The organism is Micromonospora sp. DT201, assembly GCF_049841575.1.
Lineage (GTDB): Bacteria > Actinomycetota > Actinomycetes > Mycobacteriales > Micromonosporaceae > Micromonospora.
On record NZ_JBNCKP010000022.1, the window covers coordinates 95,134 to 121,746 of the forward strand.

26 protein-coding genes and 1 pseudogene are annotated in these 26,613 nt (G+C 72.2%); 13 read left to right on the forward strand and 14 right to left on the reverse strand.

Annotation, left to right across the window (positions count from 1 at the left end; genetic code table 11):
* Window positions 1–85 precede the first annotated feature (85 nt).
* From ACLQ28_RS28515 to ACLQ28_RS28535, 5 genes are all read left to right on the forward strand, one after another.
* Window positions 86–589 carry a polyadenylate-specific 3'-exoribonuclease AS gene (locus ACLQ28_RS28515; RefSeq protein ID WP_425689363.1) on the forward strand — a complete coding sequence of 168 codons (504 nt, stop codon included), beginning with the start codon at window positions 86–88 and terminating at the stop codon, window positions 587–589.
* 89 nt (window positions 590–678) lie between these two features.
* Window positions 679–1,182: a pyridoxamine 5'-phosphate oxidase family protein gene (locus ACLQ28_RS28520; protein ID WP_425689335.1), complete on the forward strand. Its 504-nt coding sequence runs from the start codon at window positions 679–681 to the stop codon at window positions 1,180–1,182.
* A gap of 172 nt (window positions 1,183–1,354) precedes the next feature.
* Window positions 1,355–2,383: a 6-phosphofructokinase gene (locus tag ACLQ28_RS28525; protein ID WP_425689364.1), complete on the forward strand. Its 1,029-nt coding sequence runs from the start codon at window positions 1,355–1,357 to the stop codon at window positions 2,381–2,383.
* A gap of 72 nt (window positions 2,384–2,455) precedes the next feature.
* Window positions 2,456–3,274, forward strand: coding sequence for a pyrroline-5-carboxylate reductase (gene proC, locus ACLQ28_RS28530; protein WP_425689336.1), 819 nt, complete (start codon window positions 2,456–2,458; stop codon window positions 3,272–3,274).
* A 46-nt stretch (window positions 3,275–3,320) separates the two neighbouring features.
* Window positions 3,321–3,671: a DUF2203 domain-containing protein gene (locus tag ACLQ28_RS28535; protein WP_110564124.1), complete on the forward strand. Its 351-nt coding sequence runs from the start codon at window positions 3,321–3,323 to the stop codon at window positions 3,669–3,671.
* Between the two features lie 27 nt (window positions 3,672–3,698).
* On the opposite strand, the gene ACLQ28_RS28540 is transcribed toward ACLQ28_RS28535, so the two are convergent.
* Together ACLQ28_RS28540 and ACLQ28_RS28545 are read right to left on the reverse strand one after the other, a co-directional pair.
* A complete protein-coding gene (locus tag ACLQ28_RS28540) occupies window positions 3,699–4,415 on the reverse strand; it encodes a class F sortase (RefSeq protein WP_425689337.1) in 717 nt (238 codons plus the stop codon).
* Window positions 4,385–5,254 carry a DUF4397 domain-containing protein gene (locus ACLQ28_RS28545; RefSeq protein ID WP_425689338.1) on the reverse strand — a complete coding sequence of 290 codons (870 nt, stop codon included), beginning with the start codon at window positions 5,252–5,254 and terminating at the stop codon, window positions 4,385–4,387. The genes ACLQ28_RS28540 and ACLQ28_RS28545 overlap by 31 nt, the downstream gene beginning before the upstream one ends.
* Before the next feature lie 282 nt (window positions 5,255–5,536).
* On the opposite strand from ACLQ28_RS28545, the gene ACLQ28_RS28550 reads away from it, so the two are divergent.
* A complete protein-coding gene (locus tag ACLQ28_RS28550) occupies window positions 5,537–7,138 on the forward strand; it encodes a glycosyltransferase 87 family protein (protein WP_425689339.1) in 1,602 nt (533 codons plus the stop codon).
* A gap of 116 nt (window positions 7,139–7,254) precedes the next feature.
* Here ACLQ28_RS28550 and ACLQ28_RS28555 read toward each other — a convergent pair whose 3' ends face one another.
* Together ACLQ28_RS28555 and ACLQ28_RS28560 are read right to left on the reverse strand one after the other, a co-directional pair.
* Window positions 7,255–7,929 carry an NADPH-dependent F420 reductase gene (locus ACLQ28_RS28555; protein WP_425689340.1) on the reverse strand — a complete coding sequence of 225 codons (675 nt, stop codon included), beginning with the start codon at window positions 7,927–7,929 and terminating at the stop codon, window positions 7,255–7,257.
* A gap of 297 nt (window positions 7,930–8,226) precedes the next feature.
* A complete protein-coding gene (locus ACLQ28_RS28560) occupies window positions 8,227–8,721 on the reverse strand; it encodes a glutathione peroxidase (RefSeq protein ID WP_425689341.1) in 495 nt (164 codons plus the stop codon).
* 168 nt (window positions 8,722–8,889) lie between these two features.
* On the opposite strand from ACLQ28_RS28560, the gene ACLQ28_RS28565 reads away from it, so the two are divergent.
* The 4 genes from ACLQ28_RS28565 to ACLQ28_RS28580 all read left to right on the forward strand — a co-directional run bounded on the left by ACLQ28_RS28565 (window position 8,890) and on the right by ACLQ28_RS28580 (window position 13,900).
* Entirely contained in the window at window positions 8,890–10,524 is a 1,635-nt protein-coding gene (locus tag ACLQ28_RS28565; RefSeq protein WP_425689342.1) for a glycosyl hydrolase family 18 protein, read from the forward strand.
* A gap of 181 nt (window positions 10,525–10,705) precedes the next feature.
* Complete coding sequence (locus tag ACLQ28_RS28570) at window positions 10,706–11,215, forward strand: hypothetical protein (protein ID WP_425689343.1); 510 nt, start codon at window positions 10,706–10,708, stop codon at window positions 11,213–11,215.
* 87 nt (window positions 11,216–11,302) lie between these two features.
* Window positions 11,303–12,709, forward strand: a complete 1,407-nt coding sequence (locus tag ACLQ28_RS28575) for a class II 3-deoxy-7-phosphoheptulonate synthase (protein WP_425689344.1) — start codon at window positions 11,303–11,305, stop codon at window positions 12,707–12,709.
* Between the two features lie 156 nt (window positions 12,710–12,865).
* A complete protein-coding gene (locus ACLQ28_RS28580) occupies window positions 12,866–13,900 on the forward strand; it encodes a threonine aldolase family protein (RefSeq protein WP_425689345.1) in 1,035 nt (344 codons plus the stop codon).
* A 101-nt stretch (window positions 13,901–14,001) separates the two neighbouring features.
* On the opposite strand, the gene ACLQ28_RS28585 is transcribed toward ACLQ28_RS28580, so the two are convergent.
* Together ACLQ28_RS28585 and pknB are read right to left on the reverse strand one after the other, a co-directional pair.
* Complete coding sequence (locus ACLQ28_RS28585; protein ID WP_425689346.1) at window positions 14,002–14,913, reverse strand: deoxyribonuclease IV; 912 nt, start codon at window positions 14,911–14,913, stop codon at window positions 14,002–14,004.
* The gene (pknB, locus tag ACLQ28_RS28590) at window positions 14,913–16,901 is read right to left on the reverse strand and encodes a Stk1 family PASTA domain-containing Ser/Thr kinase (RefSeq protein WP_425689347.1); all 1,989 of its coding nucleotides are present in this window, start codon (window positions 16,899–16,901) and stop codon (window positions 14,913–14,915) included. Before pknB ends, ACLQ28_RS28585 begins: the two co-directional genes overlap by 1 nt.
* 187 nt (window positions 16,902–17,088) lie before the next feature.
* On the opposite strand from pknB, the gene ACLQ28_RS28595 reads away from it, so the two are divergent.
* Complete coding sequence (locus tag ACLQ28_RS28595) at window positions 17,089–17,478, forward strand: Rv2175c family DNA-binding protein (protein WP_425689348.1); 390 nt, start codon at window positions 17,089–17,091, stop codon at window positions 17,476–17,478.
* Window positions 17,479–17,593: 115 nt separating this feature from the next.
* On the opposite strand, the gene ACLQ28_RS28600 is transcribed toward ACLQ28_RS28595, so the two are convergent.
* Together ACLQ28_RS28600 and ACLQ28_RS28605 are read right to left on the reverse strand one after the other, a co-directional pair.
* Window positions 17,594–18,676, reverse strand: a complete 1,083-nt coding sequence (locus ACLQ28_RS28600) for a polyprenyl synthetase family protein (protein WP_425689349.1) — start codon at window positions 18,674–18,676, stop codon at window positions 17,594–17,596.
* A gap of 9 nt (window positions 18,677–18,685) precedes the next feature.
* Window positions 18,686–19,075: a helix-turn-helix domain-containing protein gene (locus tag ACLQ28_RS28605; RefSeq protein ID WP_425689350.1), complete on the reverse strand. Its 390-nt coding sequence runs from the start codon at window positions 19,073–19,075 to the stop codon at window positions 18,686–18,688.
* 243 nt (window positions 19,076–19,318) lie between these two features.
* On the opposite strand from ACLQ28_RS28605, the gene metF reads away from it, so the two are divergent.
* Both metF and ACLQ28_RS28615 read left to right on the forward strand, forming a co-directional pair.
* Entirely contained in the window at window positions 19,319–20,236 is a 918-nt protein-coding gene (metF, locus tag ACLQ28_RS28610) for a methylenetetrahydrofolate reductase [NAD(P)H] (RefSeq protein WP_425689351.1), read from the forward strand.
* 44 nt (window positions 20,237–20,280) lie between these two features.
* Window positions 20,281–20,970: a CDP-alcohol phosphatidyltransferase family protein gene (locus ACLQ28_RS28615; RefSeq protein ID WP_425689352.1), complete on the forward strand. Its 690-nt coding sequence runs from the start codon at window positions 20,281–20,283 to the stop codon at window positions 20,968–20,970.
* Between the two features lie 97 nt (window positions 20,971–21,067).
* Here ACLQ28_RS28615 and ACLQ28_RS28620 read toward each other — a convergent pair whose 3' ends face one another.
* The 6 genes and pseudogenes from ACLQ28_RS28620 to ACLQ28_RS28645 form a co-directional block, all read right to left on the reverse strand.
* Complete coding sequence (locus ACLQ28_RS28620) at window positions 21,068–22,555, reverse strand: phytoene desaturase family protein (RefSeq protein ID WP_425689353.1); 1,488 nt, start codon at window positions 22,553–22,555, stop codon at window positions 21,068–21,070.
* Between the two features lie 11 nt (window positions 22,556–22,566).
* The gene (locus ACLQ28_RS28625) at window positions 22,567–23,694 is read right to left on the reverse strand and encodes a glycosyltransferase (protein ID WP_425689354.1); all 1,128 of its coding nucleotides are present in this window, start codon (window positions 23,692–23,694) and stop codon (window positions 22,567–22,569) included.
* On the reverse strand, window positions 23,691–24,545 hold the full coding sequence (locus tag ACLQ28_RS28630) for a carotenoid biosynthesis protein (protein ID WP_425689355.1): 855 nt from the start codon (window positions 24,543–24,545) through the stop codon (window positions 23,691–23,693). The genes ACLQ28_RS28625 and ACLQ28_RS28630 overlap by 4 nt, the downstream gene beginning before the upstream one ends.
* Entirely contained in the window at window positions 24,542–25,093 is a 552-nt protein-coding gene (locus ACLQ28_RS28635; protein ID WP_425689356.1) for a GNAT family N-acetyltransferase, read from the reverse strand. Before ACLQ28_RS28635 ends, ACLQ28_RS28630 begins: the two co-directional genes overlap by 4 nt.
* Window positions 25,090–25,860: a monooxygenase gene (locus ACLQ28_RS28640; protein WP_425689357.1), complete on the reverse strand. Its 771-nt coding sequence runs from the start codon at window positions 25,858–25,860 to the stop codon at window positions 25,090–25,092. The genes ACLQ28_RS28635 and ACLQ28_RS28640 overlap by 4 nt, the downstream gene beginning before the upstream one ends.
* A gap of 14 nt (window positions 25,861–25,874) precedes the next feature.
* Window positions 25,875–26,231 (reverse strand): annotated as a pseudogene (locus ACLQ28_RS28645) (YbaK/EbsC family protein); the annotation flags it as partial.
* Window positions 26,232–26,613: the final 382 nt, after the last annotated feature.

The following is a 26,613-nucleotide window of genomic DNA, read 5'->3' on the forward strand; positions in this document are numbered from 1 at the left end:
TCTGAAGTGCCGGTTTGGCCCGCGGCCAGCGTCGGGACGGCCCCCGCCGGGCACGGCCGCGCGGCGGTGGGCGAGGATGGCCGGAATGGTCTACCGCTACTTCTACGACTGCGAGTTCATCGAGGACGGCACAACCGTCGACCTCGTCTCGATCGGTGTCGTCGACGAGTACGGCCGTGAGTTCTACGCGGTCTCCACCGAGTTCGACGACTCCCGCGCCGTGCCCTGGGTCCGGCGCAACGTACTGGACAAGCTGCCCTCTCCGGCCGACCGGGCCTGGCGGTCGCGTGAGCGCATCCGCGACGACCTGTACGACTTCCTGGTCGAGCCGATCCGGGACCGGCCGGGGGAGCAGGTGGAGCTGTGGGCCTGGTACGCCGCGTACGACCATGTGGTGCTCGCCCAGCTCTGGGGTGCGATGCCGGCGCTGCCCCGGGAGATCCCCCGCTACACCAAGGAGCTGCGGCAGCTCTGGGACGACCGTGGTCGGCCGGCTCTGCCAGATGCGGACGCGGCCCGGCACGACGCGCTGGTCGACGCCCGGCACAATCTGGCCCGCTGGCGGGCGATGACGGCTGGCGGGCGATGAGGACCCGCTGATTGGCGGTCGTACTGTCGTAGGTTTGACCGGTTCTGTCCCGGGCATCGGTTCGACCAGCCGAGCCGAGGGAGAGTGCCATGAGCAACCAGCCGACCAGCGCCGCCGAGGCCCGCGCCCGGGTCACCGAGCTGGCCCGGGCTGCGCGGATCTGCATGCTCACCACGATTGCTCTGGACGGGCGGCAGGTGAGCCGGCCGATGGGGCTCCAGGAGGCCGAGTTCGACGGCAATCTGTGGTTCTTCGCCTACGCCGACTCGGCCAAGGTCCGCCAGCTCCGGGTGAACCCGGAGGTCAACGTCGCCTTTTCCGACCAGAAGCATCACGCCTGGGTGTCGATCTCCGGCACTGCCACCGAAGGGTTCGATCAGGCCCGCGCCGAGCGACTGTGGAACCCGCTGCTCAAGGCGTGGTTTCCCGTTGGGCTGGACACCCCCGGCCTCACGTTGATCAAGGTGCACGCCAGCTCCGCCGAGTACTGGGACTCGCCCGCCAGCACCGTTGTCAACCTGCTCGGCTACGCGAAGGCCGCGGTCACCGGCCGGCCGCCCGAGGTCGGCGAGAACCACGAGGTGACCTACTGAGCGACGAATCGTGGGCCCCTCACCCCGGGGCGCGCTGTCGCCGCACCGGCGGGCCGACTACAGTGCGCAGTGACGGCCCGCCCCGGGCCGGCAACGGCGCCGATGGTCTGACCTGACACATATCCTGGGGCATATCGGGCTTTACCTGATGCTCCAGGAGGATGAGCGGATCATGCGTATCGGCGTGCTCACCGGCGGCGGCGACTGCCCCGGTCTCAACGCGGTCATCCGGGCGGTGGTCCGCAAGGGCGTCGCCACTTACGGTCACGAGTTCGTGGGCTTCCAGGACGGCTGGAAGGGCCCGCTGGAGGGCCTGTCCCGGCCTCTGGGGATCGCGGACGTCCGTGGCATCCTGCCCCGTGGCGGCACCATCCTCGGCTCGTCCCGGACCAACCCGTTCAAGATCGAGAACGGCGTCGAGCGGATCAAGGACAACCTTGCCTCGCAGGGCGTGGACGCGCTGATCGCGATCGGCGGCGAGGACACCCTCGGCGTGGCGACCAAGCTCTACGAGCTGGGCGTGCACGTGGTCGGCGTGCCGAAGACGATCGACAACGACCTCGGCGCCACCGACTACACCTTCGGCTTCGACACCGCGGTCAACATCGCGATGGAGGCCATCGACCGCCTGCACACCACCGCGGAGAGCCACCACCGCACCCTGGTCGTCGAGGTGATGGGCCGGCACGCCGGCTGGATCGCCCTGCACGCCGGCCTGGCCGGCGGCGCCAACGTGATCCTGCTGCCCGAGCGGCAGTTCGACGTCGACCAGGTGGCCGGCTACGTCGAGAAGCGCTTCCAGCACCAGTACGCCCCGATCGTCGTGGTCGCCGAGGGCGCCCAGCCGCTGGACGGCCAGATGGTCCTCGCCAACCAGGAGCTGGACTCGTTCGGCCACGTCCGCCTCGGCGGCATCGGCCAGTGGCTCGCCGAGCAACTGGAGGCCAAGACCGGCAAGGAGGCCCGCACCGTGGTGCTGGGCCACATCCAGCGCGGTGGCACCCCGACCGCCTTCGACCGGGTGCTCGCCACCCGCCTGGGCCTGCAGGCCATCGACGCGGTCAACGACGGCGACTGGGGCAAGATGGTCGCGATGCAGAGCACCGACATCGTCCGGGTGCCCCTCGCGGAGGCCACCCGCGAGCTGAAGACCGTGCCGCTGGAGCGGTACGCCGAGGCCGAGGTCTTCTTCGGCAGCTGATCGACGGTCGGCGGCGCGGCGGGCCTGCGGGTCCGCCGCGCCGCGACCCGATTCGAGGAGGTACGGGCCGAAATGACAGCCGGGGTGCACACGGTTGCGGTGATCGGTGCGGGCAAGATCGGTGAGCTGATGCTCTCCGGGCTGCTGCGCTCGGGATGGCCGGTGGACCGGCTGTTGGCCACCGCCCGCCGGCCGGCCCGCGCCGAGGAGTTGACCGCCCGCTACGGCGTACGGGTCGTCGACAACCTGACGGCGGTGGAGGAGGCGGCGGTGCTCGCGGTCTCCGTGAAGCCACAGGACGCCGCCGCGCTGCTCGACGAGATCGGCCCCAAGGTGCCGGCGGACAAGCTCGTCATCTCGCTCTGCGCCGGCCTGCCCACCAGCTTCTTCAACCGCCGGCTGCCCGAGGGCACCCCGGTGGTCCGGGTGATGACCAACACCCCGGCGCTTGTCGACGAGGCGATGACGGCGATCTCGGCGGGCGCGTACGCCACCGGGGCGCACTTGGCGTTGGCCGAGGAGATGTTCAAGCCTCTCGGGCAGACGATCCGGGTGCCCGAATCGCAGCAGGACGCGGTCACCGCGCTGTCCGGCTCCGGCCCGGCCTACTTCTACCTGCTCGTCGAAGCCATGATCGACGCGGGAATCCTGCTCGGGCTGCCCCGGCAGGTGGCGCACGAGCTGATCGTGCAGACCGCGATCGGGTCCGCGGTGATGCTGCGTGACTCCGGTGAGCACCCGGTCAAGCTGCGCGAGGCGGTCACCTCACCGGCCGGGACCACCATCTCCGCGATCCGTGAGCTGGAGAAGCACGGCGTACGGGCGGCGCTGCTCGCCGCGCTGGAGGCTGCCCGGGACCGCGCCCGCGAGCTGGCGGCCCAGGCCGACTGAGCGTTCCGGGCGCGTCGCCGGGCCAGGCGTGCCGCATACTTGCCCCGTGTTCACACTCGCCCAGGCCCGGCACCTGGTGGCCACCCTGCAGCCGCGCGTCGACGAGCTGATCCGGGTCCGGGCCGACCTGGCCGAGCTGCGCGCCGACCTGGCCGACCACGGCGTGAGCGCGCTCGGCGGGCTGGCCGAGGTGAAGGGGCTGGAGGCCCGGCTGCACGCCGTCGTCGACGAGCTGCACCAGCACGACATCCAGGTCAAGGGCATCGCCCCGGTGCTGCTCGACTTTCCGGGCGAACGGGCCGGCCGGGCTGTCCTCTGGTGCTGGCTGGAGGGCGACTCCGACGTGCGCTGGTACCACCGGGCCGAGTGCGGCTTCGCCGGCCGCCGCCCGCTCTGACGCCGCGCCTGGGCTGCCGACCGGTGCTCAGCCCGCGGCGGAGTGAGGCAGCGCCGGGTTGGCGGCCTCGGTCACCGCGAAGACCACCACGTTGTCCCGGTAGTGCCCGCTGCGCCGGTCGAAGTCGCCCCCGCACGTGACCAGGCGCAACTCCGCACCCGGTGTCGGCCCGTAGACCGCTTCCGTGGGAAAGCGGTCCTTGTGGGCACGCAGCGACCCGGTCACCCGGAACGACAGCCGTTGCCCGCCGCGCCACACCTCCACCTGATCACCGGGGCGCAGCTCGCCGAGCCGGGCGAACACCGCCGGGCCGCGCCGTGAGTCCAGGTGCCCGGCGAGCACGGCCGGGCCGGTGTCGCCGGGTGCCGGGCCCCCGCCGTACCACCCGGCGGCGTCGAAGTCGGTCGGCGGGATCAGCGCTCCGGCACGGTCCAGGCCCAACACGGTGAGCGTGGAGTCGACACCGATGCGGGGCACGCGTACCCGGGTGGGTGGACCCTGCGGCGCGGGCGCCGCGGCCACGGACGGACAGCCGTCGGTGCAGCCGGGGTGCCAGCTCGCCATCGGCGGGGCCGAGTCGGGCGCCGAGCCGGAGGTGGCCAGCCCGATCCCGGTGCCGGCGGCCAGGCAGACCGCCGCGCCGGCCGCGACGAGCGCGGCCAGCGGCACCCGGTGGTCGCGGTGCCGCCGGATCGACGCGTCGGGCCCGGTGTTCACCAGGTGGTGCGCCGCCGCCGGCGCCACAGCAGCAGGGTCACCGCGACGGCCGCCGCGGCAACACCGCCGGCCACCAGGGGGTACGCGCCGAACCCGGCCTTGGCGGTGCCGCCAGCGCCGGTGTCCACCCCGCCGGCGGGGACGACCGTGCCGCCCTTGGCGTCGCGGCGCAGCTCAGCGGTGAGACCGCCCTGTTTCGCGTCGAGCACCAGCAGCGAGTAGACCGCGCCGTCGGTGAGCCGCACTTCGGCGTCGGCGCTCGGCCCAGCGGGACCCGCGAGCCGCAGCCGAAAACTGCCCGGCTCGACCTGCTGGTATTCGGTCGTGGTCGCGAACTGCACACTGTTGGCGATCATTGGGCCGTCGGCGGCGGCGACGTCCAGCACCGGGGTACGCACGGAAGCCTGCACGACACGCACCTTGGCGTGGCCCTGCGTGGGCGCGCTGAGGTCATCGTTGAGCACCCGCAGCCCCAGGTCCGCGTGCCGGCCGACACCGGCCACCGTGTAGGCGTCACCGCTTGTCACCGCGACCTCGGTGGTGAGCACCGGGGGATCGCTGGCGGGAGCGCCGGCCGCGCGCATCGCCACCGCGTACCGACCGGGTGCCAGCTTCAGATAGTCGGAGACCACGCCGTAGGCGACACCGTTGAAGACCATCGGCTTGGCGGTGCCCGGCGCGGCCAGGTAGACGTCGACGGCCGGGGTGTCCGGGGAGAGGTGGGCGAGCCGGACGTATCCGACAGTGTCCACACCGGTCGCGGCGCTGGCCGGCACGGGCGTGCCGACGGCGGCGAGGGCGGTGCTGAGTAGGAGCGCGCCGGAGCCTGCCAGCAGCCGGCGAGGCGCGGTACGGAGCGTGTGCATGTCGCCTCCGGAAGCACGTTCAGTAAGCGGGCGGCAACCCAGAGAACAGGGTCCCGTTTACAGGACTCCAGCGCAAGTTGCCGAAAGGATGTTTTTTCAATGGCGCCCCACCCTGCGTCTGCCGCTGGCGGGGCCGCGCCACAAGATCCGCGCAACATCGGGGAAACTGCTGCATCGATCCGTGCTGAGGCATCAACTTCCCCGAAATTGCGCAGATCCTGGCTCGTCGGGCCGAGGACAGACGGGCCGACGTCGACCGTCGCGCTCCCTTATCCTCGGTCGATGCGGGATCGACGGGTGGCGCTGGTGTGGGCGGCCTTCGTCGTCGTCGCGTCGGTGTCCTGTGTGCTCGTTCTTCGGCGTCCGGATCGCCTCGCCGACCTGCACATCTACTACGGCGCACTGTCCGACCTGCACAGTGGTCGACAGTTGTACGAGTACGCGGCGGCGAACGGCGGGCCTTTCACCTACCCGCCGTTCGCCGCTCTCGTGCTGGGGCCGATCACCGCCGTGAGTGAGGGCGTACTCCAGGGGATCTGGCTGGTGGCGACGTGCGCGGCGGTCGTCGCCATCGCCGGGGCCGTCGGTGTCGCGTTGACCACCCGGCAGTCCCGGCGGCCGCTCGTCGTGGCGGTGGCGGCCACCGTGCTGATGCTCTCCGCGCCGGTGCAGAGCAATCTGCGCTTCGGCCAGGTCAGCATCTTCATCGTGCTGCTGGCCCTGCTCGACGGAATGGGCGTCGTCCCGCCCCGGCTGCGCGGGATGCTGGTCGGGGTGGCCGCTGCGATCAAGCTGACCCCGCTGCTGTTCGTGGTCTACTTCCTCGTCACCGGCCGCTACCGCGATGCCGGCCGGGCAGTGGCGACGTTCGTGGGCTGCGCGGGGCTCGCCGCGATCGTGTTGCCGGGTGAGAGTTGGACCTACTGGACCGAGGCGGTGCGGCAGACCTCGCGGATCGGCAACCTGGCCTCGCTGGGCAACCAGTCCGTGCACGGGATGTTGCTGCGCGTCGGCGTCGACGAGTCGGCGCTGCCGCTACTCTGGGCCGCTCTGGTGGCGCTCATCTGCGCGGCGGCGCTGCTGCGGGCCCGGCACCTGACGCTGGAGGGTCGCCCGGGGCACGCGGCCGTGCTCGTCGGCTGCGCCACCGTCGCCGCGTCCCCGGTGTCCTGGACCCACCACCAGGTGTGGCCGGTGCTCGCGGCGATGCTGCTGATCGGCGCTTCCGGCGTCACCCAACGGGTCGCCGGCGCGGCGCTGCTCACCGCCATGGTCGTCTCGTTGGGTGCGGTCCTCAGTCCGGCGTCGATGCGGCCGGGCGTGCAGTTCCTCTTCGAGAACGCCCGCGCCGTCGGGGTGTGCCTGCTGTGTCTGGTCGGTTTCGGTGGTGTCGCGGTCGCCGCCGCCCGGACGAACCGGTGGCCCGCCGGGGGGAGTGGTTGGCTGCGGGTGGGCGTCACGGCCACGGTGGCGGTCGCCTTCTTCGCCGTGCAGCCGTTGCCCGCCGGAGCGGACCCGACCTTCAAGGCGTACACGCTTGACGACGTGGTCAACCCGCGATATTTCTTCGTCTGCCGTGGCCCGGTCGAGTGCGCCGCCTACGGCACCGGCGCGCCGGTCACCTTCGGCACCCGAGCCGAGAAGACCAAGGTCCGGGTCAATGGCGTGGTCTCCCCACAGGTGGCCAGGTTGGAGTACTACTCGGCCCCGGGCGGGGCACCTCGGGTGATCCCCCTGCTCGACGCCTACCCGGGGACGCGGACGTTCTCGTTCCGCTCGGCGAACATGGCCCAGGGCCGACTCCGCGCGTACGCCTCGGACGGCCAGCCGATCGCCACCTACGACGACGAACTCGCCGCGGCCCTTCGTGCCGCCACCTGGTAGCGGAGGCTGTGCGCGGTGTCGGAAATTCCGCTTGACCGGTACGGCCGGATCATGAGTTTGGCGCGGCGCCGACCGGTCGCCGGGCGGGCCGGAGATGGCCCACCCGGCGGCGTTGCTCAGCGGGTCGCGGCGGCCAGGGCGGCGCGCAGCGTCTCGGCGTCGCCCTGGGCCGGGTGCTCCCAGTCGTTCGGGTCGGCGGAGTAGAGCACGCCGTACGCCGGGGTGTCCGGCTGGTAGCGCCATCCCTCGGTCAGCGACCCGGCGTCCACCGCGTCGTAGCCGATCCGGTCGAGGAAGGCAGTCACCTCGGCCTTCGCGGCGGCGTCGTCACCTGCGATCGCGAGGGCGCTGCGGTCGGCCGCGCCGGACGGCCGCGGCAGCGCGGCCAGGTGCTTGAAGAAGATGTTGTTGAAGACCTTGACCACCCGGGCCTCCGGCAGGTGCTGTTGGAGCAACTCGCTGCTGGTGATCTCGCCGGCGTCCAACTCCGGGAAGGCCCCGTCACGCTGCGGGTAGTAGTTGTTGGTGTCGATGACGACCTTGCCGGCCAGCGGCTCCACGGGCACCGCCCGGTAGGCCTTCAGCGGCACGCTGACCACCACCAGGTCACCCACCTGCGCCGCGTCCTGTGCCGTGCCGGCGCTGGCGTGCTTGCCCAACTCGTCGGCGAGGCCCTTCAGCGTCTCCGGCCCACGCGAGTTGCTCAGCACCACGTCGTAGCCGGCGTCGACCGCCAGCCGGGCCACGGTGCCGCCGATGTTGCCACTGCCGATCAGTCCCACAGTTGTCATGTTGGTTCCCAACTCCGTCCACCCGCGACGCATTCCCGACCGGTCCAGTGGGTTATTGCGGTTGCCGGGTTGCCGACCGGCTGCCCAGACTGCCGGGCATGCGCCGTCTCGTCGAGGGCCTCGCAACCTTCGCCACCACGGCGGGCACCTGGCTGCGCCGGGAGCCCGTCCTGCACAACGTACTGCTCACGCTGGTCGCCAGTCGGCTCTCCGGGGACGTGCCACTCTCCGGTGACGAGCAATTCGAGCGTGATCAAGGCCGCCCGGGGCGGCGCGCGGCGCTTGCCGGGGGGCGGGTCAGGCGGGGGTGGGCAGGGCCTTCTCGATCGCCTCGCGGAGGTCGCTGGCGTCGGGCTCGACCGTGGGGGCGAAGCGCGCGGCGACGCTGCCGTCGGGGGCGACCAGGAACTTCTCGAAGTTCCACCGGACGTCTCCGGTGTGCCCGTCCGCGTCCGGGGTGTCCACGAGTGCGGCGTAGAGCGGGTGCCGGTCGGGACCGTTGACGTCGACCTTCTCGGTCAGCGGGAAGGTGACCCCATAATTGACCTGGCAGAAGTCGCTGATCTCGGCGGCGCTGCCCGGCTCCTGCCCGGCGAACTGGTTGCAGGGCACCCCGAGCACCACCAGGCCGCGGTCGGCGTAGGAGTCCGCGAGCTTCTGTAGGCCGGCGTACTGCGGGGTGAGGCCGCAGCGGGAGGCCACGTTGACGACCAGAAGCGCCTTCCCGCGGTAGCGGGCCAGGTCGGCGGGGCCGCCGTTGAGGGCGTCGATCGGGATGTCGAAGACGGTCATGACCTGAGATTACGCGCCGGCCGGGTGGGGCCCCGGGGGTGGGCGGAGCAGGGGCAATCCACGCATCAGGGGAAATCGAAACATGTACATCTTGACGAAGTGATGACGCCGTGAGTACCGTCTCACCATCTCTTTTGGAAGGTTTCCTAACAGTTCGGGAGACGCCTCATGAAAAGATCGCTCCGCCGGGCCCTCTGGGCCGGTGCGGTGGTCGCCGTGACTGTCGCAGCGGTGCCGATGACCACCGCGTTCGGCGCCGGCAGTGTCACCACCACGTTCACCAGGGCACAGGACTGGGGGACCGGTCACGAGACGAAGGTGACCGTCACCAACGGCTCGAGTGCCACCGTCAACACCTGGCGCATCGAGTTCGACCTACCGTCGGGCACCACCATCAGCAGCGCCTGGGACGCCGACGTGACCAGCAGCGGCAACCACTACGTCGCGGTCAAGAAGAGCTGGGCCGGCGGTCTCGTCCCGGGTGCATCGTTCAGCTGGGGTTACAACGGCACCGGCTCCTTCAAGGCCCCGCTGAACTGCACAGTCAACGGCGCACCCTGCGGCGGCGGCACCCCCACCAGCCCGCCGACCACGACCCCGCCACCGACCACCACCCCACCGACCACGGCACCGCCGACCACAGCACCGCCCACCACGGCACCGCCGACCACAAACCCGCCCAACCCGGGCGGCAAAAAGGTCGTCGGCTACTTCGCCGAGTGGGGCGTCTACGGACGGAACTACCACGTCAAGAACATCCAGACCAGCGGCTCCGCCGCCAAGCTGACCCACATCCTGTACGCCTTCGGCAACACCACAGGTGGCCGCTGCGCCATCGGAGACAGCTACGCCGACTACGAGAAGGCGTACACGGCGGCGGACAGCGTGGACGGCGTCGCCGACACCTGGGACCAGCCGCTGCGGGGCAGTTTCAACCAGCTGCGCAAGCTCAAGCAGATGAACCCGCACCTCAAGGTGATCTGGTCGTTCGGCGGCTGGACCTGGTCCGGCGGCTTCACCCAGGCCGCGCAGAACCCGGCGGCCTTCGCCGAGAGCTGCTACAACCTCGTCGAGGATCCGCGCTGGGCCGACGTCTTCGACGGCATCGACGTCGACTGGGAATACCCCAACGCCTGCGGGCTGACCTGTGACAGCAGCGGCCCCAACGCGTTCAAGAACGTGATCAGCGCGCTGCGGTCGAGGTTCGGGTCCAGCGCCCTGGTCACCGCCGCGATCACCGCGGACGGCAGCAACGGCGGCAAGATCGACGCCGCCGACTATGCCGGTGCCATCGGCAACCTCAACTGGCTGATGCCGATGACCTACGACTACTTCGGGGCCTTCGCCGCCCAGGGGCCGACCGCACCGCACTCGCCGCTCACCTCGTACACCGGCATCCCGCAGCAGGGCTTCAACTCCGACGCCGCGATCCAGAAGCTCAAGAGCAAGGGCGTCCCGGCCAACAAGTTGCTGCTCGGCATCGGCTTCTACGGCCGAGGCTGGACCGGGGTCACCCAGGCCGCACCGGGTGGCAGCGCCACCGGCGCGGCACCGGGCACCTACGAGGCGGGCATCGAGGACTACAAGGTCCTCAAGAACACCTGCCCGGCCACCGGCACGGTCGCCGGCACGGCGTACGCCAAGTGCGGCAGCAACTGGTGGAGCTACGACACCCCGTCGACCATCAACGGCAAGATGCAGTACGCGAACAACCAGGGCCTCGGTGGCGCGTTCTTCTGGGAGCTCTCCGGTGACACCAGCAACGGTGAGCTCATCGGCGCCATCAAGGGCGGTCTCGGCTGAGCCGAAGGCCGACGCAGCACCCGCACGGCGGGGAGGGGCGCGCACCGTCCCTCCCCGCCCGTGACACACCGGCCCGGTCCGCGCCCAGCGTCGGCCGGGCCGCCGCCGTTGGGTTGGGCCTGCCCGATGTGGCAGACTCGCGGCTCGGCAGGTCTCGATCTCACCGTCGACGGAGGTGGTCATGCGCCCGACCCACCGCAGGCTGGCGGCAACGGCCGCCGGGCTGGTGTTGCTGCCGGTCACCCTGGTCGGCTGCGGAATCGGCGGCGGCGCCAAGGATGAGCCGGCCGCCAAGCCCCAGCGAGCCCCCGCCGAGGAGGCCGCCAGCCGATCCCGGGAGCGCGTGCAGGCATACCTCGACGCGATGACCGCCAAGGACGTCGCCGCTGGCCGCAGCCAGCTCTGCGCTCTGCTGCACGACGGGTTCGACCTGGGTGCCACCGGCCCCAACGGCGACTTCGCCGATCACTTCCAGGTGCCTGAGGCGGCCATCACCGACGTCCGGTCCGGTCCGCTCGGGCAGGAAGTCAGCGTCTCGGTCTCGGTCAGCGCCGGCAAGCGCACCGTCGCCCGGCCGCTGGTGTTCACCGTCACCCGCGACGGAAGCGACTGGTGCATCGCCGGGGAGGCGCCGGGCGGCCCGGCCGCCAACCCGACACCGACCGGCATCCGACCCTCTCGCGCGTCCTGACCAGCGCCCGGCGGATTGATCTTCCATCTGTCGGAACCGTCCCCCTCGCTGCCTGGGCAACCCGACGGTCGCCGTAGGCTTTCTGTCATGCGCCATGAGTGGCATCAGCTGAGCCCTCCCGCAGTGGGCAGTCCTGGTCTGCAGACCAGCCGACCGACCGTCGACTCCGCCGAGGACGCCGCGCTCGGCCTGGACCGATGGCGGGAGCTGCCCCGCGAGCAGGTCCCGCCGTGGTCCGACCCGGCCGCCGTCGCCGAGGTCTGCAAGGTCCTCGACACCGTGCCGTCGGTCGTCGCGCCCTACGAGGTGGACCAACTCCGGCAGAAGCTCGCCCTGGTCTGCGAGGGCAAGGCGTTCCTGCTCCAGGGCGGCGACTGCGCCGAGACGTTCGCCGACAACACCGAGAGCCACCTGCTGGCCAACGCCCGCACCCTGCTCCAGATGGCGATCGTGCTCACCTACGGTGCGTCGCTGCCGGTGGTCAAGGTCGCCCGAGTCGCAGGGCAGTACACCAAGCCCCGCTCACTGCCCACCGACGCGCGCGGCCTGCCCGCCTACCGCGGCGACATGATCAACTCGCTGGAGGCCGACCCGGTCGCCCGGGTCGCCGACCCGCAACGCATGATCCGGGCGTACGCCAACTCGGCGGCGGCGATGAACATGCTCCGGGCGTACCTGGCCGGAGGGCTCGCCGACCTGCACGCCGTGCACGACTGGAACAAGGGCTTCGTGAAGAACTCCCCGGCGGGGGAGCGCTACGAGGCGATCGCCCGGGAAATTGACCGGGCGCTGGCCTTCATCCGGGCCTGCGGCATGACCGACGACGAGGCTCTGCGCACCGTCACCCTCTACTGCTCCCACGAGGCGCTGGCCCTGGAGTACGACCGGGCACTCACCCGGGTCTCCGACCGTCGGGCGTACGGGCTCTCCGGGCACTTCCTCTGGATCGGCGAGCGCACCCGGCAGATCAGCGGGGCGCACATCGACTTCATCTCCCGGATCGCCAACCCGATCGGCGTCAAGCTCGGCCCGACCACCTCCCCGGACGAGGCGATCGAGCTGTGCGAGAAGCTCAACCCGGACAACATCCCCGGCCGGCTCACCCTGATCAGCCGGATGGGCAACCACCGGGTGCGCGACGCCCTGCCGCCGATCGTCGCCAAGGTCACCGCCGCCGGCGCCAAGGTGGTCTGGCAGTGCGACCCGATGCACGGCAACACGCACGAGTCGTCCAACGGCTACAAGACCCGGCACTTCGACCGCATCGTCGACGAGGTGCTCGGCTATTTCGAGGTGCACCGAGGGCTGGAAACCCACCCCGGTGGCCTGCACGTCGAGTTGACCGGCGAGGACGTCACCGAGTGCCTCGGCGGTGCCCAGGGCATCGAGGATCTCGACCTGCCCGGCCGGTACGAAACCGCCTGCGACCCGCGACTGAACACCCAGCAGTCGTTGGAGTTGGCCTTCCTGGTAGCCGAGATGCTCCGTGGCTGAGCTTGCGAGCCCCGCAGTCGACAAGTCGGAAGGATGACCATGGCTGGCGCGAGGAGTGAGCTTGCGAGCCCCGCAGTCGGCAAGTCGGAAGGATGACCATGGCTGACGCGAGGAGTGAGCTTGCGAGCCCCGCAGTCGGCAGCCGAAAGGATGACCATGGCTGACCTGTTCGTGGACCTGCGCTCCGATACGGTGACCCGACCCACCGCCGGGATGCGGGAGGCGATGGCCACCGCCGAGGTCGGTGACGACGTCTACGGCGAGGATCCGACCGTCAACGCGCTGGAGGCCGAGGTCGCGGCGCTGTTCGGGCACGAGGCGGCGCTGTTCGCCCCGAGCGGGTCGATGGCCAACCAGATCGCCCTGCAACTGTTGGTGTCTCCCGGCGACGAACTGCTCTGCGACGCCGACGCGCACGTGGTCACGTACGAGATCGGTGCCGCTGCCGCGTACGGCGGGATTTCCTCGCGGACCTGGCCTGCGGTCGGCGCGGACATCGACCCGGAGGCGGTGGCCGCGATGATCCGGCCGGACGGCTACTTCGCCGTCCCGACCCGCGCGATCGCCGTCGAGCAGACCCACAATCGCGGCGGCGGCGGGGTGATTCCGCTGGCTACCCTGCGGAAGCTGCGCGGGGTCGCTGACGACGCGGGCGTGGCGCTGCACTGCGACGGCGCCCGGATCTGGCACGCGCACGTTGCCGACCGGGTGCCCCTGATCGAGTACGGCCGGCTCTTCGACACGCTGTCGGTGTGTCTCTCCAAGGGCCTCGGCGCGCCCGTCGGCTCGCTGGTGGTGGGCAGCGCGGAGAAGATCGAACGAGCCCGGATGATCCGTAAGCGGATGGGTGGTGGCATGCGTCAGGCCGGCATTCTCGCCGCCGCCGGCCGGTACGCGCTCGCGCACCACATCGACCGGCTGGCCGATGACCACGCCCGGGCGGCCCGGCTCGCCGAGGCGGTCGCGCCGTTCGGCGTGCTCGCCACCGTGGTTCGCACCAACCTGGTCGCGCTGGACCTCACGAAGCACGCCCTGGACGCGCGTGCCCTGGCCGCCGCCGCGCGGGCCGAGGGCGTGTTGATCTCGGTGCTCGGCCCCCGTACCGCCCGCCTGGTCACCCACCTCGGCCTCAACGACGCGGACATAGACCGCGCCATCGCAGCCCTACCCCGAATCCTCGCCGCAACCTAACCGGCCTCTCGCCGGCCTCTCCCCGGCCTCTCCCGCCTCTCGCCCCGGTGATCAAGAGGTTTGCGTCATTCCACGGCTGGAATCTGACGCAAACCTCTTGATCACCACGCAGAGAGGTGGGTGGGTGGGGTGGGGGTTAGGCGGGGGGTGGTGGTTAGGCGGGTTAGGGTGGTTATGTCGGCGGTGTGGCCTATGTGCTTTTCGCTTGGGGTTTCCACGACGATCGGGACGCCAGCGGTGGCTGGGTGGGCCATCAGTTCGGCGAAGGCGGGCTCACCGATGGTGCCCTTGCCGATGTTCTCGTGCCGGTCCCGGGTGGAGCCGCACAGATCCTTCGAGTCGTTGGCGTGGATCAGCCGCAGCCGATCCGCACCCACTGTGGCCACCAGAGTGTCCAGGGTCGCCGTCATGCCGCCCTCGGCCGCCAGGTCGTGCCCTGCGGCCCAGGCATGGCAGGTGTCGAAGCAGACCCCGAGCATGGGGTGCCGGTCCACCGCGTCCAGGTAGGGCCCGAGCTGCTCCACCCGGGAAGCGAGTGACCGGCCACCGCCCGCGCTCGGCTCGACCAGCAACATCGGCCCACCGACGTCGGCGGTCCAGTCGAGCAACGGCAGCAGTTCGCGGCGGACCTGTCGCATGGCCGCCTCGGCGTGCCCCTCGTCCACCGAACTGCCCGCGTGGAACACCACCGCCTGAGCGCCGATCGCTACGCCCCGACGAAGCGCGTGTGCCAGCGTCTGCGTCGACTTCTCGACCGTTTCCGGGGTGGGCGATCCGAGGTTGACCAGCAACGCGGCGTGGATGAACGCCGGAATGCCTCGTTCGGCGCAGCCGTCTCGAAACAGGGTGTCCTGTTTGGGGTCACCGTTGGGCAGTGCCCAGCCCCGCGAGTTGGAGACGTAGACCTGCACCACCTTGGCGCCGGTCGTGTCGGCGTACGGCAGGGCGGCCTTGGCCAGCCCACCCGAGGTGGGGGTGTGCGCGCCCACCGGCCGCGACGAGAGCGCCGGCATCAGAAGCACGTGAGGACGACCGGGGTGCCCGGCGGCACCTGCGAGTTCTCGACGGGGACCTGGATCTGGGCCACGGCGTTCGGGTTGCCCGCAACCGTCACCGGGTAGCCCTGGCTCTCCAGCACCTGCTTGGCCTGCTGACAAGGCAGGCCGATCACCCGGGGCACCACGACCAGCGGCGGACCCTTGCTGATGTCCAGTTTGACCTCGGTGCCCTTCTCCACGCCGGCACCGTCGGCCGGGCTCTGGCCGAGGATCTCGTCCTTGGGCTTGTCGGAGTCCTTGAAGGTCTCCACCGGCACCAGGCTGAGCGAGGCCAGGGTGGCCTTGGCCTCGGTCAGGTTCTTGCCGACCAGGTTCGGCACCGTCACCGGCGCTCTGCCCCGGCTCAGAATGAGGGTGACCTTCGCACCCGGTTTGACCTCGGCGCCGACCTTGGGGGAGCTTTCCACAACGACCCCTGCCGGCAGGCTGTCGTCGTAGCGGGGGGTCCCCTTGGCCACCACCAGCTTCAGGTTGACCAGGTCCGCCTCGGCAAGCTCGAACTCCTTGCCGATCACGTCCGGCACAGGGAAGCGCTCCGGGCCGAGCGAGAGGGTCAGGGTGATCGTGCCACCCTTGACGATCTTGGCGCTGGAGGTCGGGCTCTGCCCCAGCACGCTGTCCTTCGGGGCGGTCTCGTCGAAACGCGGCTCACCATATTTCAGGATGAGCCCGGCGCGGTCGGCCTGCGCCTGCGCGTCGGTCTTGCTCAGGCTCACCAGCTGTGGAGCAGTCGTGTAACGGCCGGCGCCGAACCACCAACCCCCGACGGCGGCCACCAGACCCAGCACCACCACCACGGCCGCGACGGCCAGCCGGCCGCGCGGATTGTTCAGCACCGTGGTGCGCAGCGCGGCGAGCCGGGAACCCATGCCCTCCGCCGGCTCCGGGGCAGCCCGCCGACGACCGGGCCCCTGGCTGGCAGCCCCCTCGGGCAGCCTCGCCCAGGCCGGGCGATCGGTCGGTCGGACCGTCGCGACCATCATGGTCGGCTGGGAGAGCGACACATCGTCGGTCACCGGGCGAAGCACGGCGGTACGGGTGTTGGCGTCGCCCAGACGTTCCCGGGCAACCTGCACCTCGGCCAGCAGGGCGCTGGCGTCGGCGGGCCGCGCGCCGGGATCGCGCCGAGTGGCCCGCTGCACGAGGTCGTCGAGGACCGGTGGCAGGCCAGGCACCAGCGTCGAGGGTGCCGGCACGTCCCGGTCGACGTGCTGCCAGGCGACGTCCACCGGGCGGTCCCCGTCGTACGGCACACGGCCGGTGAGCATCTCGAACAGCACGATTCCGGCCGAGTAGACGTCGGTGCGCGGATCGGCACGGCCCTCGGTGACCAGCTCCGGGGCAACGTACGCCACGGTGGCCATCAGTTGGTTTCCCTGCTCCTCGTCGGCGCTCGCCTCGACGGCCCGGGCCAGCCCGAAGTCGGCCACCTTGACGACGCTGTCGACCAGATTCGCGACACCGCCGGTGGGCGCCTCGGCGACCAGAACGTTCTCCGGCTTGACGTCGCGATGTACGAGACCGGCCCGGTGCGCGGCGGCGATCGCGGCGAGCATCTGCTCGGCGATGGCCAGCGCCTCGTCCGGGTTGAGCCGGCGTCGTTCGGCCAGCACGTCGCGCAGAGTACGGCCGCGGACGTACTCCATCACCAGGTATGGCAGACCGGCGTGGGTGCCCTGGTCGTAGACCGCCACCACGTTCGGGTGGGTCAGCCGGGCGATGGTCTTCGCCTCGTCGGTGAACCGAGCCACGAAGTTGGCGATCCGGGCCCGGGCCTCGGGCGCCTGGGTCGGGTGAATGATCTTGACAGCGACGGTGCGCTCGAGGCGTTCGTCCGTGGCGGTATACACGGTCGCCATGCCGCCACGGGCCACGCGACCGCGAATGCGGTAGCGCCCGTCGATCAGCGAGCCCAGCAACGTGTCGGCGACCTGTGTGTCCATCGGCAGGGAGTCTATGTGTCCTGAGGGTGAAGGTTGAACAGGATGCTACAGCCGAACGCCGAACTGGTTCGTCCCGCCGCGCTCGCTGCCCCTTATCCGCTGGTCAGTGGCGCTCATGGGAGTGGGTCCGCTCGATCGTCCGGGGTGCCGGTGGCCTGTCGCGCCGGCGACGTGGCAGGGTGGTCGGGTGACCGAACCCGTACCCGACCAGGCCGTGCCCGGCCTGGAGCTCGCCGGACCAGCCGACCCGGCCGGCTGGCTGACCCTGCCCGACGTCGCCGAGCGCCTCGACGTGTCGATCAGCAAGGTGCACCAGATGATCCGTGACCGGGAGTTGTTGGCGGTCCGCCGCGACGGCGTCCGCCGAATCCCGGCGGACCTGGTTGCCAACCAGGTCGTGCTCAAGCACCTGCCCGGCGTGCTCAACCTGCTCACCGACAACGGCTACGACGACGAGGCCGCCCTGCGCTGGCTGTACGAGCCGGACGACACCCTCCCCGGCGCCACCCCAGCCGCCGCCCTGTCCGGCGACCAGGCCCGCGAGGTGAAGCGCCGAGCCCAAGCCCTGGGCTTCTAACCCGCCCCGCGTTGATCATGAGGTTGGCGGTGCGACACGTCGAGGCGAATGGCGCTAACCTCATGATCAACGCTGCGGGCGGCTGCGGGCGGGCGCGGGCGCGGGCCGGGAAAGGTTAGTCGGCTCGGCGGGTTGCTGCTATGGCTAGGTCTACCAGGGCTTGGCGGGCCTCGGTGTCGAGGTCGACAGCGGTCAGGGCCGCCAAGGCGGCGTCGGTGAGCGTGACGATCCGCTGCTCGGTGCGGGCCAGCGCCCCGCTTGCGGAGATCAGCTCGCGGAGCCGAGCCACCCCCTGCTCGTCCAACTCCGGGTCGCCGAGCCGGCTGAGCAGCAGCTCGCGGCCCGCGTCGTCGGTGGTCTCCACGGCCGCCGCCACCAGGTAGGTGCGCTTGCCTTCGCGCAGGTCGTCCCCGGCCGGTTTGCCGGTCAGCGTCGGGTCACCGAAGACTCCCAGCACGTCGTCGCGGAGCTGGAACGCCTCGCCCAGCGGCAGCCCGTACGCCGAGTAGGCCGTCCGCACATCGGCCGTCGCGTCGGCCAGCGCTGCGCCGAGCAGCATCGGCCGCTCGACGGTGTACTTCGCGGACTTGTACCGGGCGACCTTGCTGGCCCGCTCCACCGAGGTGTCCCCGGTGACCTGCGTCAGCACGTCGAGGTACTGCCCGACGGTGACCTCGGTGCGCATCTCGTCGAAGACCGGCCGGGCCCGGGCCAACGACCACAGGTCGAGTCCCGCGGAGTGCAGCAGCTCGTCGGACCAGACCAGGCAGAGATCGCCGAGCAGGAGGGCCGCGGCGTCGCCGAAGCCGTCCGGGTCACCGCCCCAGCCGGCCTCCCGGTGCCGCGCGGCGAACCGCCGGTGCACCGCGGGCTCGCCACGGCGGGTGTCGGAGCGGTCCATCAGGTCGTCGTGGATCAGGGCACTGGCCTGTACGAATTCCAGCGCGGCCAGGGCGGTGAGGACCTGGTCGCCGTCCACCCCGCCAGCGCCCCGAAACCCCCAGTACGCGAATGCCGGACGTAGTCGCTTGCCGCCGCCGAGCACGAAGGCCTCGATCGCCTCGGCCACCGGGATCAGGGCGTCATCCACGGCGGTGAGTCGGGCTCGTTGGCCGGCCAGGAACTCGGTGAGTGCCTTGTCGACCCGTTGCCGCAGGCCGGCACGGTCGACGGGGGATACGGGGGCAGCGTGGGTCACGCTTCGACGCTAGCGGGTCGCCGTGGCGCGCGCTCCACCGCCACGGGTAGTCCCGCCGGTGCGGCCGGGACCGGTTCGCCCGGCCGGTCGCGCGCCGGCCGGCGCGGTGCGGCCCGGCCCGGTGGCTCGCGTCGAGCCGGCCCGACGGGTGGCCGCGGCAGCTTCGGCGAGCGCCACCAGCGGCACGTCCAGGACGACGGCGAGCCAGCCGAGCCAGAACCCTCCGGGCACGCGACGCTGTCGTTCCCACCGGGACACCTCGTGCCGACTCAGCGTCGGCACCCCGGCGGCGGCACACAACTCGGCGGCGGTGCGCTGCTGGCTCCAGCCACGGGCCAGCCGGCACCGGGCCAGCAGCGGCCCGAGCTGCGCTGGGCGCGGCGATGCGGGCGGGATCATCGGTCCTCCTGGCGGGCGTCGAGGCGGTGACGACCCACCCGCCCCGACTGGGCGGATCGGCGCCACCGCGTGGTTGCTGACCCCCGCGCGGGACCTCGGGGCCGCCCCCGCCGCCCCTCCCACGCCACCCATTTCTACCCCGGGGGTACGACGCCTTCCGCCCGCCGGGTCCGGGCGGGGCGGTACCGGCCGCGGGGTGGGAAGCGTCTGGGCCGTGGAGGCGTCGCCCGCTAGAGTCGGGTCGTGGCGCTCGGTCTTCCCTCGGTACTCCCCAATCCGCAGCCGGCGATCGGGGAGCTCATCCGCGCGCGCCAGCCGACCTTCTCGTTCGAGTTCTTCCCGCCCAAGACCGAGGCGGGGGAGCGGCTGCTCTGGCAGGCCATCCGCGAGCTGGAGTCGCTGCGCCCGTCGTTCGTGTCGATCACGTACGGCGCTGGTGGCTCGACCCGGGACACCACCGTGGCGGTGACCGAGCGGATCGCCACCGACACCACCCTGCTGCCGATGGCCCACCTGACCGCGGTCAACCACTCCGTCGCCGAGCTGCGGCACGTGATCGGCCGGCTCGCCGGGGTGGGCGTGCGCAACGTGCTGGCCGTCCGCGGTGACCCCCCGGGCAACCCGGGCGGTGAGTGGATCCGCCACCCCGAGGGCGTGGACTACGCCGAGGACCTGGTCCGACTGGTGCGCGATGCCGGCGACTTCAGCGTCGGCGTGGCGGCCTTCCCGTACAAGCACCCCCGCTCGCCCGACGTGGCCAGTGACACCGCCCAGTTCGTCCGCAAGTGCCGTGCCGGTGCGGAGTTCGCGATCACGCAGATGTTCTTCGAGGCCGACGACTACCTGCGGCTGCGTGACCGGGTGGCCGCCGCAGGCTGCGACACCCCGATCCTGGCCGGGGTGATGCCGGTGACCCAGATCGGCACCATCGAGCGGTCTGCGCAGCTGTCCGGTGCGCCCTTCCCACCGGCGCTGGCGGCCCGCTTCGAGCGCGTCGCCGACGACCCGGAGGCTGTCCGCAGGCTCGGCATCGAGCAGGCCAGCGAGATGTGCCGCCGACTGCTGGACGAGGGCGTGCCGGGAATCCACTTCATCACGCTCAACCGATCCACCGCGACCCGCGAGGTCTGGCAGAACCTGAAGGTCGGCGCGCGGTTGTGATCGCCGAGCCGGCGATACCTGATGCCCGGCGCGACGGTTGATCCGTGGTGGGCACACAGCTGAACTGGGATCAGTACGCCACGGCGTGGGCGCGGTTGCATGGTGGCTTCGACCCCCGGGTCGCAGCGCCGGTGGTGCGCGCCTGGCTGCGGTTCTCGTACCACGTCGGGTATGTGCTGGGCCGGCTGCGGGTCAGCCCCACCGCGGTCACCGTGGTCGGGGTGCTGCTCTGCTTCTGCGTTCCGCTGCTGGTGACCCAGCCGGGGGACGGGCCGTTCCTCGGCGCGTTGTTCGTGCTGCTCGCGGCCGTGGCGGACAGCGTGGACGGCGCGGTGGCGGTCGCCACCGGCCGCACCACGCGGCTCGGCTACGTCTACGACTCGGTGGCCGACCGGCTCGGTGAGGTGGCGTGGTTGCTGGCGTTCTGGCTGGTCGGCGCGCCGGGTGCGCTGGTCGTCGCGGGCGGCGCGTTGTCCTGGTTGCACGAGTACGTCCGAGCCCGGGCGGTCGCCGCCGGCATGCGCGACATCGGCGCGGTGACGGTCGGTGAACGTCCCACCCGGGTCTCGGTGGCGCTGGTCGGGTTGCTGGTCGCCGGGCTGGCCGGGCTCATCGAGCCGGACCTGGCCGCCGGCACCATCACCATGGCGACAGCGGTGTGGGTGTTGCTGGCCGGTTTCGGCCTGGGGCAGCTGCTCTCCAGCATCCGGCGCGCCCTGCTCGACGCTGGCTGAACGTCCGCGCCCTGCTCGACGCCGGCTGAACGTCCGCGCCCTGCCCGACGCCGGCTGAACGTCCGCGCCCTGCTCGGCGCCGGCCGAGCGACCCGGCCTACCAGGCGGGGCCGATCTCGTCGGCGACGATCTGCGCGGAGAGGGTCACCATCGGCAGCCCGCCGCCCGGGTGGGTGGAGCCGCCCACCAGCCACAGCCCGTTCACCGGGCCCCGGTTGGCGGGGCGGAGCAGCCCGCCGGCGGTGCCGTAGATCGAGCCGCCCGGCGCGCCGGTCGCCGCGCCCAGGTCGGCCGGAGTGCGGATCTCCCGGAACAGCAGCCGGTCGCGCACGTCCACGCCGCGCCGCGCCAGCACGTCCAGGATCCGGTCGGCGTACGCGTCGGCCAGCCCCGGGCGTCGCCAGTCGACCGCCCCCGCCGCGGTGCCGTGGCGGGGTGCGTTGACCAGCACGAACCAGGCCTCATGTCCGGCCGGGCGGACCATCGGGTCGTCGGCCACGGTGACGAACACCGTCGGGTCGGCTGCCGGCCGGGCCCGTACGCCCCGCCCGGGGTCGCCGAAGACCGCGTCGAACTCGGCGTCGTAGTTGTCGGGGAAGAAGACGGTGTGGTGGGCCAGCCCGGTGCTGCCGGAGACACCGAGCAGCAACACGAAACCGGCGAGGCTGCGGTCGGTCAGCCCGGCCAGCCGACGCGGGTGCGGCAGCAGGTCACGGTAGACGGTGAGCGCGTCGGTGTTGGCCACCACCACGTCGGCGGGCACCGGCGCGGTGACGCCGGCGAGGCGTACCCCGTGCACTCGACCGCCGGTCGCGTCGATCCGGGTCACCGTGGCATCGGTCTGCACGACCACGCCGAGGTCCAGGCAGCGCGTCAGCAGCGCGTCGGCGAGCGTGCCCAACCCGCCGCGCAGATACCAGCCGCCGAAGGTCAACTCGGCGTACGGGACCGCGACCAGCGCCGCCGGCGCCCGGCGTGGGTCGGCGCCGGTGTAGGTGGCGTACCGGTCCAGCATCATCCGCAGCCGCGGGTCGGACAGGTGCCGGCGGCCCAACTTGCGCAGAGTGCGGCCCGGGGCGATGGCGGCCAGGTCGCCGACCCGCCAGGCCAGCGACGCGAGGTCGCGGGGGGAGTCGACGGTACGGCGCAGAATGTCCCGCTCGGAGGCGTGCCACACCCGTTCGGCTCGCCGCCACAGCCGTTGCCAGTCGGCCGCCGCCCGGTCTCCGAAGGCGGCCCCGATCCGGGTGGCGAACTCCACCGGGTCGGCGCACGAATCCAGTGTCGGTCCGCCGCCGGGGAAGACGTGCCGGACGATCGGGTCCAGTGCAACCAGGTCCAGGTATTCGTCGAGCTTCGCCCCGGTCGCCTCGAACAGGTCGTGGAAGACCTCGGGCAGGGTGAGCAGGCTCGGCCCGGTGTCGAAGTGGAACGACCCGGCGGGGGTGTCGTGCGCGTACCGGCCGAGCTTGCCACCGACCGTGTCGGCGCGCTCGAAGACGGTCACCTGGTGCCCGGTGGCGGCCAGCCGGGCGGCGGTGGCGAGGCCACCCACCCCGGCGCCGACGACCACGATCCGCGCCATGCCGCGCCCTCCTAGCTGACCGGGCGGCCCCGCCAGGTCAGGCGGCGTCGCTTTCGCAGATGGTACGACCGCAGGGTCAGCCAACCGAGGACCACGACCGACACGGGGTGTGCGAGCGCGTCGGGCCACCACCGGCCCCCGGTCGCCCGTGCGGTGAGCGCCCGCCCGGCCACCCCGAGCAGGTAGCCGGCCAGGCCCACGGCGACCACCGCCGGCGCGCCGGCGGCCACACCCACCAGCGCGATCAGCGGCGGGGCGGTGTAGAGCAGCAGCAGCGACGCCACCACGGCCGCCGCGGCACCGGGGTGCCCGAACGACGCCCAGAGCGACTTCGAGTACCCGTCGCGCAACTGCGGCCAGTCGTCGTACATCCGGCAGGTGGCCAGCCGGGAGCCGTCGGCCAGGGCGATCCGCCCACCGGCCCGCTTGACCGCCCGGGCCAGCTCGATGTCCTCCAGGATCTTGTCGGCGACCGCGGCGTGCCCGCCGGCGGCGGTGTAGCCGGCCCGGTCCAGCACCAGGAACTGCCCGCCCGCCGCGGCCAGCGACGGCCGCGGCGAGCGTTCCATGGCGCGCAGCGGCAGGAACGTCAACCAGAGCCACTGCAGCAGCGGCTGCACCAGCCGGTCGGCCGCCGTCGCCACCACGATCCGGGGGTACGGAGACAGCAGCGTCACGCGGGCGGCGCGTAGTTCGGTGACGGCAGCGGCGACCGCGTGCGGGGCGAGCACCACGTCGGCGTCGACGAACACCAGCGCGGTGGCGTCCGGGTCGGCCTGGGTGGCCAACTGCCAGCAGGCGTGCGGCTTGCCCAGCCAACCCGGCGGTGGGGCGACCCCGGTGAGCAGTGTGACCCGCGGGTCGTCGCCGACCACCGCGCGGACCACGTCGGCGGTGTCGTCGGTCGACCCGTCGTCGAGGATCACGATGCTCAGCCCGGGCACGCCACGCTGGGCGAGCAGGGCACGCAGGCATCCGGTGACGCGGGCGGCCTCGTCGCGCAGCGGCAGCAGCACGGCGACCGACTCGTCGATCTGGTCGGGTCGGTCCGTGAGCCGGCGCAGCCATCCGGCGGCGTTGAGCCAGGTGTGCCCGGTCAACGCGGCGACGGCGATCAGCAGGGCGAGCAGGCCGGTCATCGGGTCGCATCGACGCCGGGGCGGTGCGGCTGGTGGTCGTCCCGAACGGAGGCACCGCCCCGGCGGGCACGCAGCAGGGCCACCGCCAACGGCACTGCGGTCACCGACATGCCGGCGGCACCCCAGAGCGCCGAGGCGGGCAGGTCGAGGAAGACGGCGTGGGCCAGGATGCTGGAGAAGTACGTCCACAGGTAGAGCGCGACCATCGGGTGGTCCCGTCGATCGGTGTGCTCGGCGGCCAGCCCGGCCAACGGGCGCAGCGCGCTCATCATCAGCACCGCGAAGAGCAGCCAGCCCAGGTAGTTGCTGATCGGGATGCCGGGCAGGCCGGGCAACGCTCCGGTGGCGTCCCGCCAGACCCAGTAGCCCTCAGCCACCATCTGTGGATCGAGGAAGAGGTCCCAGGCGGCCAGACCCACCGTGGCCAGCGCGATCCGCCCGACCCACCGGCCGGCCGTCGTTCCGCTGCCGGCCGTCGACCCGTTGCCGCCGGTCAGCCGGACCGCCGCCAGCCAGGCCGGCCAGGCCATCCAGGTCCAGGCCAGCGGAATGATCAGCGGCACCCCGGCCAGCTTGGGGCCCAACTCGCCGGAGTAGTCGTAGCTGCCGAACGGCACACCGGTGGCCACCCCGATCGCCTCGATCGCGAACCCGCCGCCGGTGGCCACCGCGACCAGCGCCGCCGCGACCCGCGGGCCCCGGCTGAGCAGTGCGTGGCCGACCGAGAGCAGCCAACCGAGGACGACGGTGGCCACGGTGAGCCCGGCCCGGGTGGGGCCGGTGGTGAGCGGGTAGCAGATCTGGGCGAACACCAGGACGGCGAGCAGCGTCCAGGAGATCCGCCGGGTCATGACAGCGGTGGCTCGAGCGGCAGGTCCCGACCGAGTACGCCGAACGGTCGCTCGTCGCCAGGGAAGTAGAAGTTGCGCAGCACGTCGACGAAGCCGAACCGCCGGTACAACCGCCAGGCCCGCGAGGTCTGCTCGTCGGCCTCCGGGGTGGACAGCAGCGTGGTGTCGCCTTCGGCCATGCCGAGCAGCGCGCGCAGCTGGCCGGTGCCCAGGCCGTGCCCCTGGGCCGGTGGCCGGACATGCAGCTCGACCACCTCGAAGCAGTCGGTGAGCCAGCGCGTACGGGTCGGGGCGTCCAGCGCTCGGTGCACCTGGTCGTGCCACCACTGGCCGGAGGCGCCCAGGTAGCCGTAGCCGAAGCCGGCGAGGTGACCCTCGCTGGTCAGGCTGGCGACCGCCCGGAAACCCGGTCGGCGGACGTGGGTGGCGATGTAGCCGCGCCGGGCCTCCAGCAGGTCGGTGCGGTATCCCATCGCCTCGCCGTAGACGGTCACCACGTCGTCCAGCCGCCGGACGAGATCGTCCGGCGTCCAGCGCACCAACCTCATGCCCGTCCACCTTTCACCGTTGCCGGGCCGCCGTCGGTGACCCATCCGAGCACCGTCCGGTCGCCGCTCACGTCGCGCACCTCGAACCGGGCGAACAACTCCTCGGCGTACCAACCCGCGATGGGGGTTCGCATGATCGCCGCCCGGTGCTCCGGGTGACGGTACGCGAACGCCACCAGGTCCGTAGGGTCGCGCCACACGCTCACCGTGCCCTGCCAGCCCAGCGGCGCCTCCCCGACCCCGAACCGGGCCAGCAGACCGGGCGCGTCGCGCAGGGCGGCGGCCACCGGGGGGACCGCCCGCCAGAAGGTGGCCGCCCGACGGGCCCGCAGCCGGGCTCGGGTCAGCGCCAGCACCGGGCCGGTGACCTGGCCGCCCGGGGGCTCGCCGAACGGCCGCTGGCCGGACCACTCGCCCCGGCTGGTCAGCGGCCGCAGGTCGACCCGGGCCTGGGCGTGGGCGATGCGTGCCCAGGCGCGCCCGACCGACGAGTCGTCGAAGTCGGCCGCCGCGGCGGGGGAGTCCCAGACGGTCAGCGCCGCCCACCGGGTCAGGTCGGCATCGCCAGGCCCGAAGCCGGTGCCGGTCCCGGTGCCCAGCAGCTTGCCGAATCGGACGCCCGGGAGGGCCCGCAGCCGGCGCGGGTCCACCGCCATCCGGCTCAGCGCCCGGGGCAGCGCGCCGCGGGAGGTCCGCCACACGTGCAGGGTGACCAGCTCTGGAGGCGCGCTGCTGTGCCTGCTGGTTCGCTCGCTCCGCTCGCTCACGCCACCGCTTCGCGGCGGCGCGAGCGCGGGTGCCCGAGTGGGGCGACCCCTCCGATCGGCTGCCCGGTGTGGGCCCGGACGAACTCCGGGGTGGCGCGGCGCAGCCGGGTGGCACCGATCGATGCCGCCAGGCCGGCGGTGTCGACCCGGTGCGCGCCGGAGGTGAGCACGAGCAGCGGCGCGTCGTCCGCGTCGAAGATCAGCGAGTTGGCGATCTGGCCGACCTCGACGCCGAGCGCCTCGGCGGCCGCGACGGCCGTGTGCACCGCGTCGGGCAGCAGGCGGACCGTGCTGGGCTCACCGGCGCCGTCGAGCGCGTCGGCGTCGGCGAGCGCGTCCTGCACCGCCCGTAGGTTCGGGTGTGGCTGCATGTCGCCATTCTTCCCGGTCCGCCGGTGGCGGTTCACCCGGCCGGCACGGGCGGCGCGTCACACGTTGCATTTTCGTCGGAGGGGAGGTGTACTGTCAGCAGCAGTTAGAACGAGTGTTCGATTGCCTCGAACGCCCGTTCCAACCAGCCGGAGCGCGGCGTTTCGCGGCGCCAGCTCCGGGCGGTGTGGCTCCGCGGGCCGCACCTGGGTTTCCGGGCAGTCGCGAGCCTGGTCCCGACAGGCAGGAGCGTGGGGGGGCGGCCCCCCCCCCCCCCCCGCGGGCCCCCCCCCCCCCCCCCCCCCCCCCACGGCCGGTTCAGGCCGTCGGGCGCTCCCGCTTCGGGAGCTTGGCCACCACCATGTCGTACGACGCGTCGACCGC